Raw genomic sequence first — 12,952 nt, forward strand, 5'->3', positions numbered from 1 at the left:
GGGCGCGGCGGCAGCCGCCGGGGCGGCTCGCGGACCGGTGGTGGCCGGTCGTCCGGCGGCCGCTCCAGCGCGGCCTGACCCGGGAACAACGCACTCGCGCGCAACCTCACTGCTGTTTCCGGGCCCGGAAACAGCAGTGAGGTTGCGCGCTGGGGTGTGTCAGCCGCCCAGGCCCAGGACCGACAGCACGTGCCGGGCGGCGGCGCCCCCGGCCTCCTCGGCCACGGCCAGCGCACGCGGCACGTCGAGGTCGTCGAGCAGCGCGGCCGAGACCGCGGCGTCGGCCGCCGGGTTCTCCGTGACGCCGTGCGCGGCCGCGGCGTACAGCCGCTCCAGCCGGGCCGCGGCCGCCTGCAGGTCCTCGACCCGGTAGTCCCAGGGCTGCGCCCACGCCCGGTCGACGAGCAGCAGCCGCAACGCCGCGGCCGGCCACGTCTGCAGCACGTCGGACACCAGCACCAGGTTGCCGGTCGACTTGGCCATCTTGCGGCCGTCGATGCCGACCGTGCCGACGTGCAGCCACGACCGCGCGAACGGCGTCACCCCGGTGACGGCCTCGGCCATCGCGGCCTCGTAGGCGTGGTGCGGGTAGCGCAGGTCGGCGCCGCCGACATGGATGTCGAGCGCGGGGCCCAGCGTGGTCAACGACATGGCCGCGCACTCGGCGTGCCAGCCGGGACGACCGCCGCCCCACGGGCTGGGCCACGCCGGCTCGCCCGGCGCGGACGCCCGCCAGATGACGACGTCGAACGGGTCGTCGCGGCCGTCGTCGCGGCGGTCGCCGTACTCGGCCGACAAGGCCTCCGCCTCGGCGAGGCCCAGACCCGCCCGCTCCCGCACGCCCGCCCCGCGGAACCACACCGTGCCGTCGCGGTGGTAGGCCGCGCCCCGCTCGATCAGCGCCGCGGCCAGCGACGCGACCTGCGGGACGTGGACGTGCGCGCGCGGCTCGTGCGTCGGGCGGCGGACGCCGAGGGCGTCCATGTCACGGTCGAAACGGAACTGCTGCACGGCCGCGAAACTGTCGTAGCGCACACCCGCCCGGGCTGCGGCGGCGTCGAGGACGTCGTCGACGTCGGTCACGTTGCGGCACACGTCGACGTCGACGCCGAGGTGACGGAGCACGCGTGCGGCGACGTCGGCCCAGACGAACGTGGCGGCGTGGCCGAGATGTGTCGTGTCGTACGGGGTGATGCCGCACACGTACATGCGGGCGCGGCCGACGACGGGCAGTGACGAACCTGCGATGCGGAGCACTGTCAGCGGACCTTCGCGTCTCGGGACGGGCGGCCGGCACGGCGTGCCGCCCGGCGCAGCTGCAGGATGCGCAGCGAGCCGGGGATGGCGACGAGCAGCACCCCAGCGATGGCCGCGAACAGCAGCGCGACGCCCGTCGGCAGGTTGCCGTTCAGGCCGAGGAAATGGATCTGGACCTGACCCAGGTTCTGCAGGATGAAGATCAACAGGAGCAGCAGGACCAGCGCCGACAGGATCAGCCCGACCCACAGCCCGGCCAGCCGCGACCGGGGTGGGGCCTCGGGCGGCGGTGTGCGGTTCGGCGCGGTGTCGCCGGCGTCGCGTTGGGCGGGGACGTCGGGTTCGTCGGCGGGCAGCCGGACCGGGACGGTCGGGCCACCCGACGGGTCGGTGTGCACCGGCATCGTGGGCCCGCCCGACGGGTCCGCCGCCACGTCCACCGGACGCATCGACGGGTCGGTGGCCGGGTCGGCGTGTGGATCGGCCCGGCCGACGTTTCCGGGCCGCATCGCTCCGCGCCCCGCGCGGCCCCGGTCGTCGGTCATGCTCGGACCCTCCTGTCACGCCTGCCCGGCGAGGACACGCCGGGTGTCCGGAAGTATCCCGTACGTCGTCGCCGTGACGACGGTTCGGTGGCACCCGGCGGGGTGCGTGTCGGGAAACGGCGGGCGACTCAGGTGCGGGCGGCCCGGTGCATCGGGACGTGTGCCACCCCGTCCCAGTCGTAGGCGGGGCCGACGGGCTCGAAGCCGTAGCCGCGGTAGAAGTCGGCGAGGTGGTCCTGCGCGTCGAGGACGCACTCCCCCGACCCGACCTCGGCCAGCGCGGCCTCGACGAGGCGCCGCCCCAGGCCGCGGCCGCGGACGTCGCGGGCGGTGCACAGCCGCCCGATGCGGTAGCCGCCGCCTGGCTCCTTGAGCAGCCGGATCGTGCCCAGTACCGGCTCCGGGCTGCCGTGCCCGGCCAGCCAGTAGTGCCGCGCCCGCGGCTCGAGGTCGCGCCCGTCGAGCTCGCCGTAGGCGCACGCCTGCTCGACGACGAACACGTCGACGCGCAGCCGCAACAGCTCGTAGAGCGTCGCGGCGTCGAGGTCGAGCGCCCAGCAGCGTCGCACCGTCGCGGCCATCGTGTCGGCCGGGCGGCCGTCCTGACCGGTCTCACTACTCACCGGCACTGCCTACCAGACGGGGCGGCCCGGCGGGGCGACCGGACGGTGGCGTCGTCGGGCGCCACGTAACCTCGGGAGGTGCGTCATCACGATCTCGTCGTCATCGGTACCGGCTCCGGGAACAGCATCATCGACGATCGGTTCGCCGATCTCGACGTCGCCCTCGTCGAGCACGGTGTCTTCGGTGGCACCTGCCTCAACGTCGGGTGCATCCCGACGAAGATGTACGTGTACTCCGCCGACCTGGCCGAAGCCGTCCGCCGGGCCGCCCGCTACGGCGTCGACGCCACCCTCGACGGGGTGCGGTGGCCCGACATCCGCGACCGGGTCTTCGGCCGCATCGACCCCATCGCGCAGGGCGGCAAGGAGTACCGGATGGACCCGGTGCGCACGCCCAACGTCACCACCTATCTGGGCCATGCCCGCTTCACCGGCGACCGGACCCTCGCCGTCGCCCCCACCGACGGCGGTCCCGTCGAGACGATCACGGCCGACCGCGTCGTCGTCGCCGCCGGTGGCCGCCCCCACGTGCCCGACCCGATCCTCGACGCCGGCGTCCCCTACGAGACGTCCGACACGATCATGCGGATCGAGAAGCTGCCGCAGCGGCTGGTCGTCCTGGGCGGCGGGTACATCGCCTCCGAGTTCGCGCACGTGTTCTCCGCGTTCGGCGTCGAGGTGACGCTCGTCGCGCGCGGCGGCCACCTGCTGCGTCTCGCCGACGAGACCCTGGGCCGGGCGTTCACGACGATCGCGCAGGAACGCTGGGACGTCCGGCTGAACACGGTCGCGCAGAGCGCACGCACGCTCGACGACGGCAGCGTGGAGCTCACCCTCACCGACGGCTCCGTCGCGACAGGCGACGTCCTGCTGGTGGCCACGGGCCGCGTGCCCAACGGCGACCTGCTCGACGTGGCCGCCGGCGGGATCGCCACCCACCCCGACGGGCGCGTCGTCGTCGACGACACCCAGGCCACGTCGGCGCCGGGGGTGTGGGCGCTCGGCGACGTCTCGTCGGAGTACCAGCTCAAGCACGTCGCCAACCACGAGATGCGCGTCGTCCAGCACAACCTGCTGCACCCCGACGAGCCGCGGCGCACCGACCACCGGTTCGTGCCGTCGGCCGTGTTCACCGAGCCGCAGCTGGCCGGGGTCGGGCTCACCGAGGCCCAGTGCACGGCAGCGGGCCTCGACTACGTGACCAAGGTCCAGAGGTTCGGCGACGTCGCCTTCGGCTGGGCGATGGAGGACACGACCGGGCTGTGCAAGCTGATCGCGGAACGCGGCACCGGCCGCCTGCTGGGCGCGCACATCATGGGCCCGCAGGCGTCGTCGCTGATCCAGCCGCTGATCCAGGCGATGACGTTCGGCCTGGACGCCCGCACGATGGCGACGGGCCAGTACTGGATCCACCCGGCGTTGCCGGAGGTCGTCGAGAACGCGTTGCTGGGTCTGCCGCTCGACTGACGTGTTCGCCACGCCGCGTCCCGGCAAGGCGACCCTTACCATGGGATCGATCCGCACCGGGGCCGCGCAGCGAACACCTGCCGAGCCCCACCGTGCCCCCGTGGATGTGAGGAAGCCCATGACCGTTGCCGACAGCCCGGCCCGCCCGGCCGAGGGCGACGGGGCCGCCGGCGGCCCCAAGCCGATTCTCGACGGCACCCGCGCGCTGCCCCAGCAGATCGGCGTCTACATCTTCGTGATGGTGCCGTTGCTGGCGCTGCTCGCCGCGATCCCGCTCGCCGTCGTGTGGGGTCTCATCGGCTGGGCCGACGTCGCGATCGCGCTGGTGTTCTACGTCGTCAGCGGGCTGGGCATCACCGTCGGCTACCACCGCTACTTCACGCACGGCTCGTTCAAGGCGAACCGGCCGCTGCGGATCGCGCTGGCGGTCGCGGGCAGCCTCGCGATGCAGGGGCCCGTCATCGACTGGGTGGCCGACCACCGTCGCCATCACGCGTTCTCCGACAAGGAGGGCGACCCGCACTCGCCGTGGCTCCACGGCACCGGACCCGTCGGGCTGGCCAAGGGTTTCTGGCACTCGCACATGGGCTGGCTGTTCGACCGCGACCAGACCAACGAGGAGCGGTTCACCCCCGACCTGCTCGCCGACCCCGACATCCGCCGGGTCGACGCCCTGTTCGGGCTGTGGAGCGTCCTGACGCTGCTGGTGCCCGCGGGGCTGGGCGCGCTGTTCACGTGGTCGTGGCAGGGCGCGCTGACCGCGCTGTTCTGGGCGGGCCTGGTGCGGGTGGCGCTGCTGCACCACGTGACGTGGTCGATCAACTCGATCTGCCACATGTGGGGCGAGCGCCCCTTCGCAGCCCGCGACCGGTCGGCCAACGTGTGGTGGCTCGCGATCGCGTCGTTCGGCGAGTCCTGGCACAACCTCCACCACGCCGACCCGACGTGTGCCCGCCACGGCGTCAAGCGCGGCCAGGTCGACCTGTCCGCCATGGTGATCCGCGGCTTCGAGAAGGCCGGTTGGGCCACGGCGGTGCGCTGGCCGACGGAACGCCGCCTGCAGCGGATCGCCCGGGAGTCCTGAGCTCGTCCCGCTCTTTCCGAACGAACGGCACAGTCACGCAACTGAGTTGCGCGACTGTGCCGTTCGTTCGGGTGTCAGGGGCGGAGGGGGGCTCAGCTCGCTGCCGCGGTGCCGGGGCGGCCTGGGCCGGGGTCGTACGCCGCGGCCGGGGCGGGCTCGCCGCGCAGGTCCGCGACGAGCGCGGTGATGTCGGTCATGATCGCCGCGGTGGCCGCGTCGAGATGGGTGCGGGTGCGGGGCTTGCCCTCGAACGCGGAGAGGTCGACGGGCGGTCCGGCCACCACACGGATCCGCTTGCGCGGGAACAGGCTCGGCCTGGCGTCGGGCGGCAGCACCTCCTGGGTGCCCCAGTTGGCGACTGGGATGACCGGCACCCCGGTGACCATCGCGATCCGGCCGATCCCGTTCTTGGCCTTCATCGGCCAGCCCTCGGGATCGGCGGTGTAGGTCCCCTCCGGGTAGAAGGCGACGACCTCGCCGCGCGTCAACGCCTCGACGGCCTCCTTGTAGGCGTCGCTCGCCCGCGTCGACGACCGGTACACCGGGATGTGCTTCCCGCCGCCCAGCACCCACTTCACCACGGGCACCGACCACAGCTCCGACTTCGCGAGGTAGCGTGGGATCCGGCCGCTGGAGATCACGAACGCGGTGTCGAAGACGGGGTCGGAGAACGAGACGTGGTTGAGCGCGAGCAGCGCGCCACCGGTCTTCGGGATGTGCTCCCCACCGCGGAACGAGGGCCGCGTGAGGAACATCGCGAACGGCCAGATGAGCTCGATGGCCAGGCCGAACCAGAAGCCCGATCCGCGACGGGCCCGGCGCAGCGTCAGCAGCAGCTTCTCCCGCAGGCTCAGCGGCCGGTCGGCCGTGGTCCGTGGCATGTCGTCCTCCCGGCGGTCCCACCGGCGGGCGTCGCGGCCGGGTGGGAAGTCGTGGTCTGTCCCTGATCCTCGCCCATCATTCGCCGCGCGGAACGGCGCGGGGCGGGTGAGGATTTCGGAGTGTGACGCCCGTCCCGGGACGATCCGATCATCGACGACGGACGAACACCGGGTACACCCGCTGCAGTCCGAGGCCTTCCGGAGGTCCCGTGCCCGACCCGTCCGACGACGGACCCGCGCCGCGTATCGAGCCGTTCGGCCCGGTCCCGGCGTCCCCCCGCGGCGTCGTCGTCGTCCTGCACGGCGGCCGTTCGCGCAGCCGTGAACCCGCCCACCGCGGATTGGCCTACCTGCGGATGCTGCCGTTCGCGCGGGTCGTGAAGACCCGGGAGACGGCGGTGTACCTGCTGCGCTACCGGTTCCGCGGCTGGAACGACGGCGCCCGCGACGCGCTGCGCGACGCCGAGTGGGCGGTCACCGAGCTGGGCCGGGTGCACCCGGGGGTGCCGATCGCGCTGGTCGGGCACTCGATGGGTGGGCGGGCCGCGCTCGGCGCGGCCGGCGGCGACGGTGTCGTCGCGGTCTGCGCGCTCGCGCCGTGGGTGGAGGCCGCTGAGCCCGTGGCGCAGCTGGCGGGCCGCGCTGTCGTCATCGCCCACGGGGACCGGGAACGGATGACCGACCCGGCCGGCTCCTATGCCTACGCGGTGCACGCCAAGCAGGTGACCGACCGGGTCGCCCGCTTCGACGTGCTCGGCGACGGCCACGCGATGCTGCGCCGCGCCGGCGACTGGTCGTCGTTGGTGCGCCGGTTCGTCCTCGGTGAGCTCGGGATCGAACCGATCGACCCGGAGATCGCGAACGCCATGGCGGAGCCGTCGCCGACCGGGCTGCGGGTCGAGCTGCGCAAGCGTGATCAGTACAAGGGAGCCGCGTCATGACCACGGAGCACACGACCGGTCGGCCCACGGTGGCCGTCGTCGGCAGCGGGGTCTCCGGGCTGACCGCTGCGCACGTGCTCCAGCGGGTCTGCGACGTCACCGTGTACGAGGCCGACGACCGCGTGGGTGGGCACGCCCACACCCACGAGCTCGCGGGTCCCGACGGGGTGGTGCGCGGCGTCGACACCGGGTTCATCGTCCACAACGGACGCACGTATCCGACACTGCTGCGGCTGTTCGCGGAGCTCGGGGTGGCCACGCAGGACTCCGACATGTCGATGAGCGTGCGCTGCGACGGGTGCGGCCTGGAGTACGCCGGGGCCCGCCGCGCGCACGGGCTGTTCCCCCACGCGTCCAACGTGGCGCGACCGGCGTACGTGCGGATGCTGGGCGAGGTCGTGCGGTTCCACCGGCACGCACGACGGCTGCTCACCACCGCCGACACCGATGCCGATGCGGTCACCCTCGGGTCGTTCCTCGCGATCGGCGGCTATTCGCGCTACTTCGTCGACCACTTCATGGTCCCGGTGGTGGCCGCGGTGTGGTCGGCGGGTGCGGCGGTGTCGTTGCGCTACCCGGCGCGCTACCTGTTCACGTTCCTGGCCCACCACGGGATGCTCGGCATCGGTGGCTCGCCGCAGTGGCGCACCGTCTCCGGTGGTTCGCAACGCTACGTCGAGCGGCTGGTGAAGAACCTGCACGCGGTGCGGACGGGGACGCCCGTGCGGTCGGTGCGCCGCACCGGCGCCGGCGTGCAGGTGCGTGACGCGGCGGGCGGGGCCCGGCACTTCGACAAGGTCGTCGTCGCCACCCACCCCGACCAGGCGCTGGAGATCCTCGCCGACCCCACCGCCGACGAGACCGCGGTCCTGGGCGTGTTCGCCTACTCGCGCAACGAGACCTGGCTGCACTCCGACACCTCGGTGCTGCCGCGCCGGGCCGGGGCGCGGGCGTCGTGGAACTACCTCAAGCCCCGCTGCGCCGCCGACTCCTCGGGGGTCCTCGTCAGCTACGACATGAACCGGCTGCAGCGACTGCCGCAGGCCCCGCCCTACGTCGTCACCCTCGGCGGTGCGGGCCGGGTCGACGAGTCGCGGGTGATCGCGCGGATGTCCTACGAACACCCCATCTACACGCCCGAGTCCGTTGCGGCACAACGGCGCCTTCCCGGCCTGTCGACGGACGTCACCGCGTTCGCGGGTGCCTATCACGGCTGGGGCTTCCACGAGGACGGCGCCGCGTCCGGGGTGCAGGCCGCGGCGGCACTCGGGGTGACCTGGTGACGCCCACCGCCCCCGCCCTCTACGACGCCACGGTCCGCCACGTCCGCCGCACCCCCGGGACCGCGCAGGGCAGGGCGTTCGAGCACGACGTCTACACCTGGCTCGTCGACCTCGACGCACTCCCCCGGCTACCGCGACCGTTGCGCCCCTTCGCCCGCTTCGAGGCCCGCGACCACCTCGGCGACCCGGCGTCGACGATCCGCACGAACGTCGACACCTACCTGGCGACCCACGGCATCGACCTGCGTGGCGGGCGGGTCGTGATGCTCGCCAACGCCCGCGTGCTCGGCCACGTGTTCAACCCGCTGTCGGTGTACTGGTGCCACGACCCCGCGGGCGCGCTCGTCTGCGTGATCGCGGAGGTGCACAACACCTACGGCGAGCGGCACTGCTACCTGCTCCACCCCGACGAGCACGGGCGCGCCGAGACCGACAAGGACTTCTACGTCTCGCCGTTCCTCACCGTCGACGGCCGCTACCGGATGCTGCTGCGCACCCCCGGCGAGCGGCTGGCCGTCGCCGTGACCCTGCACCAGCAGGACGGGATCGCGCTGTCCGCGACCGTCGCCGGCACCCGCCGGACCGTCACGACCCGGTCGCTGGTGGCGACGCTGCTGCGCCACCCCCTCGTCACCCGCCGGACCTCGGCCCTGATCCGCCGCCACGGCATCACGCTGTGGCTGCGCCGGCTGCCCGTGGTCCCCCGTCCACCGCACGCACCCCAGGAGGGCGTCCAGTGACCACCGAGCCGCTCCACCGTCCTGCCCGCGCCGTCCCACGCCCCAACGAGGGTGTCTGGCCCGGTCTCGCCGAGGTCCGCCACGTCCCGGTGCGCGCCCGGATCGCGGAGTCGCTGTTCCGGCGCGCGGTCCGCGACCTGCCGGTCACCGTCGTCCTGCCCGACGGGTCGCGGCTGGGCACCGGCGGGCCCCGGATGGACATCGTCCGCCCGGACGCGTTCTACGCACGCCTCGCGACGTCGTCGAAGATCGGGTTCGGCGAGTCCTACATGGTCGGCGACTGGACCTCCCCGGCGCCCACCGACCTGCTCACCCCGTTCGCCGCCAAACTGTCGCAGCTCATCCCCCCAGCGCTGCAACGGCTCGCGCGGCGCTGGGTGGAGGCCCGCCAGCCCGACGACGAGGCCAACACCGTCGAGGGGGCGCGGGAGAACATCCACCGCCACTACGACCTGTCCAACGACCTCTTCTCCATCTTCCTGGACGAGACGATGTCGTACTCGGCGGCGTGGTTCGCCCCCGGTGCGGACGACCTCGCCGCCGCGCAGCGGCGCAAGATCGACGGCATCCTCGACATGGCCGGGGTCGGCGAGGGGATGCACGTCCTGGAGATCGGCACCGGCTGGGGCGGTCTCGCGATCCGGGCGGCGCAGCGCGGTGCCCGCGTCACGACGCTCACGATCTCCGCCGAGCAGGCCGCGCTCGCCGAGAAGCGCATCGCGGAAGCGGGCCTCGCCGACCGCGTGCAGGTGCTGCTGCGCGACTACCGCGAGGCCCGGGGCAGCTACGACGCCGTCGTGTCCGTCGAGATGATCGAGGCCGTCGGCGAGCGCTACTGGCCCACCTACTTCGCGACGATCGACCGCCTCCTCAAGCCCGGCGGCCGGGTGGGGCTGCAGTCGATCACCATGCCGCACGACCGGCTCATGGTCTCGCGCAGCGACTACACCTGGATCCACAAGTACGTCTTCCCCGGCGGGCTTATCCCGTCGGTCGAGGCGATCGAGTCGAACCTCGCCTCGCACTCCGCGCTGCGGATCGCGCAGCGTCGCACCCTCGGCCAGGACTACGCGCGGACCCTGGCGCACTGGAACACCCGCTTCCAGGACCGCTGGGCGTCCGTCGCCGCCCTCGGTTTCGACGAGACCTTCCGCCGGATGTGGGAGTTCTACCTCGCCTACTGCGAAGCGGGCTTCCGCGTCGGCTACCTCGACGTCTTCCAGTTCTCGCTCGAACGCCCGTCCTGAAAGGAGCGTCGCGTGCCTCGTCCCGTCGCACCCCAGCTCGCCGACCTGCTCGAACGCGTCATCGGGGCGGCGCTGCCCGTCCGAATCCGCGCCTGGGACGGCAGCGAGGCCGGCCCCACCGACGACCCGTCGGCCCCCGTGGCCGTGCTACGCCACCGCCGCGGGCTGCGGCGGCTGCTGTGGGCGCCCGGCGAGCTCGGGCTGGCCCGCGCGTTCGTCGCCGGGGAGCTCGACGTCGAGGGCGACGTCGCCGACGGGCTGTCGCGGTTCTGGTCGCTGTCCCGCGCCCACGGCCTGGGCGCGGTCTCGCTGAGTGCCGCCGACACGCTCGCCGCCGCGACACTCGCCGCCCGGCTCGGGGCCGTCGGGCCGCCGCCCACGCCGCCGGCGTCGGAGGCCCGGCTCTCGGGCCGGCTGCACACCCGCCGCCGCGACCGCGACGCCATCGCCCACCACTACGACCTGTCCAACGACTTCTACGCGTTCCTGCTCGACCCGCAGATGGCCTACTCCTGCGGCTACTGGACCCGCGAGGCCGGGCCCGGCTACGGCCTGGCCGACGCCCAGCGCGACAAGCTCGACCTGATCTGCCGCAAGCTCGGGCTCGAGCCGGGGATGCGGCTGCTCGACGTCGGCTGCGGCTGGGCGTCGCTGCTGATCCACGCCGCGCAGCACTACGGCGTCACCGCCGTCGGGGTGACCCTGTCGGCGCAGCAGCGCGACCTCGGAGTCGCCCGCGTCGCCGCGCTCGGGCTGTCGGACAGGGTCGAGATCCGGCTGCAGGACTACCGCGCCGTCATCGACCCGGGATTCGACGCGATCTCGTCGATCGAGATGGGCGAGCACGTCGGCGAGGAGAACTACCCCGTCTACGCCGCGCAGCTGCACCGGCTGCTGCGCCCCCACGGCCGGCTGCTGCTGCAGCAGATGTCGCGGGGCGCGTCCGGCGCCAACAGCGCACCCGGCGGCGGCGCGTTCATGGAGCGCTACGTCGCCCCCGACATGTTCATGCGCCCGCTCGGGTCGACGCTGAACTTCCTGGAGGAGGCGGGCCTGGAGGTCGTCGACGTCCACTCGCTGCGCGAACACTACGTGTGGACGGTCCGCCCGTGGCTGGACACGTTGCAGGACAACAAGGCCGAGGCCGTCCGACTCGTCGGCGAGGAACAGTTCCGGGTGTGGCTGCTCTACCTCGCCGGAGCGTCGCTGGCGTTCGAGGAGAACCGCATGGGCGTACACCAGATCCTCATGGTCCGCGCCGGTGCCGACGGCCGCTCCGGGCTGCCCCGCAGCCGCGCCGAGCTCCTCGGCCCCGACCCGGCGCTCGACCGCCTCGCCCGCGACGTCACCCCGGCGGAGGTCGCGTCGGCAACCGGCGGGACGACGGCCCGATGACCACCTTCCCCTGGGCCGCCGCGGTCACGAACCTGTGGGTCACCGCGGTCGCCGTGCTCGTCGTCATGCTCGCGACGCTCGGCGTCGCGGCGCTGCGCGGTGGCCGTCACGACGGCATCGACATCGTGTGGGGAGCCGGGTTCGCGGTCATCGCCGTCGTCACCCTGCTCCTCTCCGCCGGGGAGGGCGACGCGTGGCGGCGCTGGCTGATCACCGCGCTCACCGTGGTCTGGGGACTGCGGCTGGCCTGGCACATCGGTCGGCGCAACCACGGCAAGCCCGAGGACCAACGCTACGTCGAGCTGATGCGGGAGGCGAAGGGCAACCCGTATCTGCACGCGTTCCGCAAGGTCTACCTGACCCAGGGTGTCGTGATGTGGGTCGTGTCGCTGCCGGTGCAGCTGGGCCAGTACGGCACGGGCGGCGGCGTCCTCGCCGCGGTCCTCACCGTGCTCGGGGTGGCGTCGTGGTGTGTCGGGTTCTTCTTCGAGACGGTCGGCGACGCCCAGCTGGCCCGCTTCACCGCCGACCCCGCCAACAAGAACACGGTCATGGACCGCGGCCTCTGGCGCTACACCCGCCACCCCAACTACTTCGGCGACGCCGCCGTCTGGTGGGGGCTCACGCTCCTCGCGCTGCACCACCTGCCCGGGCTGATCGGCCTCGTCTCCGCCGCGCTCATGACGTGGCTGCTCGCCAAGGGCACCGGCGCGAAACTGCTCGAGTCCTCGATCGGGCAGCGCCGGCCCGGCTACGCGGACTACGTTCGCCGCACCAGCGGTTTCATCCCGATGCCGCCCCGTTCCCGCACGACCGGTTCCCGCGCGACCGGTTCCCGCGCGACCGAAAGGACACCCGATGAAGCCCGGTGACGTCGTCGACGACTTCGAGCTGCAGGACGAGACCGGTGCCGTCCGCTCCCTGTCCGGCCTGCTCGCCGACGGACCGCTCGTGCTGTTCTTCTACCCCGTCGCCTCCTCCGGCGGCTGCACCCAGGAGGCCTGCCACTTCCGCGACCTGGCCGCCGAGTTCGCCGCGGTCGGCGCCTCACCCGTCGGCATCTCCGGTGACGACGTCTCCGCGCAACGCCGCTTCGCCTCCGCCCACACCCTGGGCTACCCGCTGCTGTCCGACCCCGGGCACGTCGTCGCGAAGAAGTTCGACGCGTTCCGCCGCTGGCTGCCCGGCGGCCTGCACACCCGGCGCCGGACGTTCGTCATCGGCACCGACCGCCGCGTCATCGCCGAGTTCTCCAGCGAGACCAAGTTCGACCAGCACGCCGACGAGGCCCTGACCGCGCTGCGCGCCCACCGGGCCGCATGACCCCCACCGAGCACGCCGTCGTCTCCGGGCGAACCGTCACCGCGTCCACCGTCGTCGCCGCGCCGCCCGCCACCGTGTTCGCCCTGCTCGCCGACCCCCACCGCCACCACGAGTTCGACGGCTCCGGCTCGGTCCGCGCCGCCGTCACCGGCCCCCACCGGCTAGG

General features: G+C 73.2%; 13 protein-coding genes. 9 read left to right on the plus strand and 4 right to left on the minus strand.

Annotated elements, in window-relative coordinates; all coding sequences use genetic code 11:
• Window positions 1-159: 159 nt before the first annotated feature.
• The 3 genes from PSU4_RS29095 to PSU4_RS29105 all read right to left on the minus strand — a co-directional run bounded on the left by PSU4_RS29095 (window position 160) and on the right by PSU4_RS29105 (window position 2,425).
• Window positions 160-1,257, minus strand: coding sequence for a class I tRNA ligase family protein (locus PSU4_RS29095; protein ID WP_246115417.1), 1,098 nt, complete (start codon window positions 1,255-1,257; stop codon window positions 160-162).
• Window positions 1,258-1,259: 2 nt separating this feature from the next.
• A complete protein-coding gene (locus tag PSU4_RS29100) occupies window positions 1,260-1,802 on the minus strand; it encodes a lipopolysaccharide assembly protein LapA domain-containing protein (RefSeq protein WP_246115418.1) in 543 nt (180 codons plus the stop codon).
• A 128-nt stretch (window positions 1,803-1,930) separates the two neighbouring features.
• Window positions 1,931-2,425: a GNAT family N-acetyltransferase gene (locus PSU4_RS29105; RefSeq protein ID WP_246115419.1), complete on the minus strand. Its 495-nt coding sequence runs from the start codon at window positions 2,423-2,425 to the stop codon at window positions 1,931-1,933.
• Between the two features lie 78 nt (window positions 2,426-2,503).
• On the opposite strand from PSU4_RS29105, the gene PSU4_RS29110 reads away from it, so the two are divergent.
• The gene (locus PSU4_RS29110; RefSeq protein ID WP_147115580.1) at window positions 2,504-3,892 is read left to right on the plus strand and encodes a mycothione reductase; all 1,389 of its coding nucleotides are present in this window, start codon (window positions 2,504-2,506) and stop codon (window positions 3,890-3,892) included.
• 118 nt (window positions 3,893-4,010) lie between these two features.
• On the plus strand, window positions 4,011-4,976 hold the full coding sequence (locus PSU4_RS29115) for an acyl-CoA desaturase (protein WP_147115582.1): 966 nt from the start codon (window positions 4,011-4,013) through the stop codon (window positions 4,974-4,976).
• Window positions 4,977-5,068: 92 nt separating this feature from the next.
• Here PSU4_RS29115 and PSU4_RS29120 read toward each other — a convergent pair whose 3' ends face one another.
• Window positions 5,069-5,857 (minus strand): lysophospholipid acyltransferase family protein, encoded by a 789-nt coding sequence (locus tag PSU4_RS29120; protein ID WP_147115584.1) that lies wholly within the window; start codon window positions 5,855-5,857, stop codon window positions 5,069-5,071.
• Window positions 5,858-6,066: 209 nt separating this feature from the next.
• Between PSU4_RS29120 and PSU4_RS29125 the strand changes: the two genes are divergently transcribed.
• Genes PSU4_RS29125 through PSU4_RS29155 form a run of 7 tightly spaced genes read left to right on the plus strand, consistent with a single transcriptional unit; the run spans window position 6,067 to window position 12,786 of the window.
• Window positions 6,067-6,798, plus strand: coding sequence for an alpha/beta fold hydrolase (locus PSU4_RS29125; RefSeq protein ID WP_147115586.1), 732 nt, complete (start codon window positions 6,067-6,069; stop codon window positions 6,796-6,798).
• Window positions 6,795-8,081 carry an NAD(P)/FAD-dependent oxidoreductase gene (locus PSU4_RS29130; RefSeq protein ID WP_147115588.1) on the plus strand — a complete coding sequence of 429 codons (1,287 nt, stop codon included), beginning with the start codon at window positions 6,795-6,797 and terminating at the stop codon, window positions 8,079-8,081. The genes PSU4_RS29125 and PSU4_RS29130 overlap by 4 nt, the downstream gene beginning before the upstream one ends.
• Window positions 8,075-8,821: a DUF1365 domain-containing protein gene (locus PSU4_RS29135; protein ID WP_246115420.1), complete on the plus strand. Its 747-nt coding sequence runs from the start codon at window positions 8,075-8,077 to the stop codon at window positions 8,819-8,821. The genes PSU4_RS29130 and PSU4_RS29135 overlap by 7 nt, the downstream gene beginning before the upstream one ends.
• A complete protein-coding gene (locus PSU4_RS29140) occupies window positions 8,818-10,068 on the plus strand; it encodes an SAM-dependent methyltransferase (RefSeq protein ID WP_147115591.1) in 1,251 nt (416 codons plus the stop codon). The genes PSU4_RS29135 and PSU4_RS29140 overlap by 4 nt, the downstream gene beginning before the upstream one ends.
• A gap of 12 nt (window positions 10,069-10,080) precedes the next feature.
• Window positions 10,081-11,463 carry an SAM-dependent methyltransferase gene (locus PSU4_RS29145; RefSeq protein ID WP_147115593.1) on the plus strand — a complete coding sequence of 461 codons (1,383 nt, stop codon included), beginning with the start codon at window positions 10,081-10,083 and terminating at the stop codon, window positions 11,461-11,463.
• Window positions 11,460-12,335, plus strand: coding sequence for a DUF1295 domain-containing protein (locus PSU4_RS29150; RefSeq protein ID WP_147115595.1), 876 nt, complete (start codon window positions 11,460-11,462; stop codon window positions 12,333-12,335). The genes PSU4_RS29145 and PSU4_RS29150 overlap by 4 nt, the downstream gene beginning before the upstream one ends.
• Window positions 12,322-12,786 carry a peroxiredoxin gene (locus tag PSU4_RS29155; protein ID WP_147115598.1) on the plus strand — a complete coding sequence of 155 codons (465 nt, stop codon included), beginning with the start codon at window positions 12,322-12,324 and terminating at the stop codon, window positions 12,784-12,786. The genes PSU4_RS29150 and PSU4_RS29155 overlap by 14 nt, the downstream gene beginning before the upstream one ends.
• Window positions 12,787-12,952: the final 166 nt, after the last annotated feature.

Origin of the sequence: Pseudonocardia sulfidoxydans NBRC 16205, assembly GCF_007989085.1 — a bacterium.
GTDB lineage: Bacteria > Actinomycetota > Actinomycetes > Mycobacteriales > Pseudonocardiaceae > Pseudonocardia > Pseudonocardia sulfidoxydans.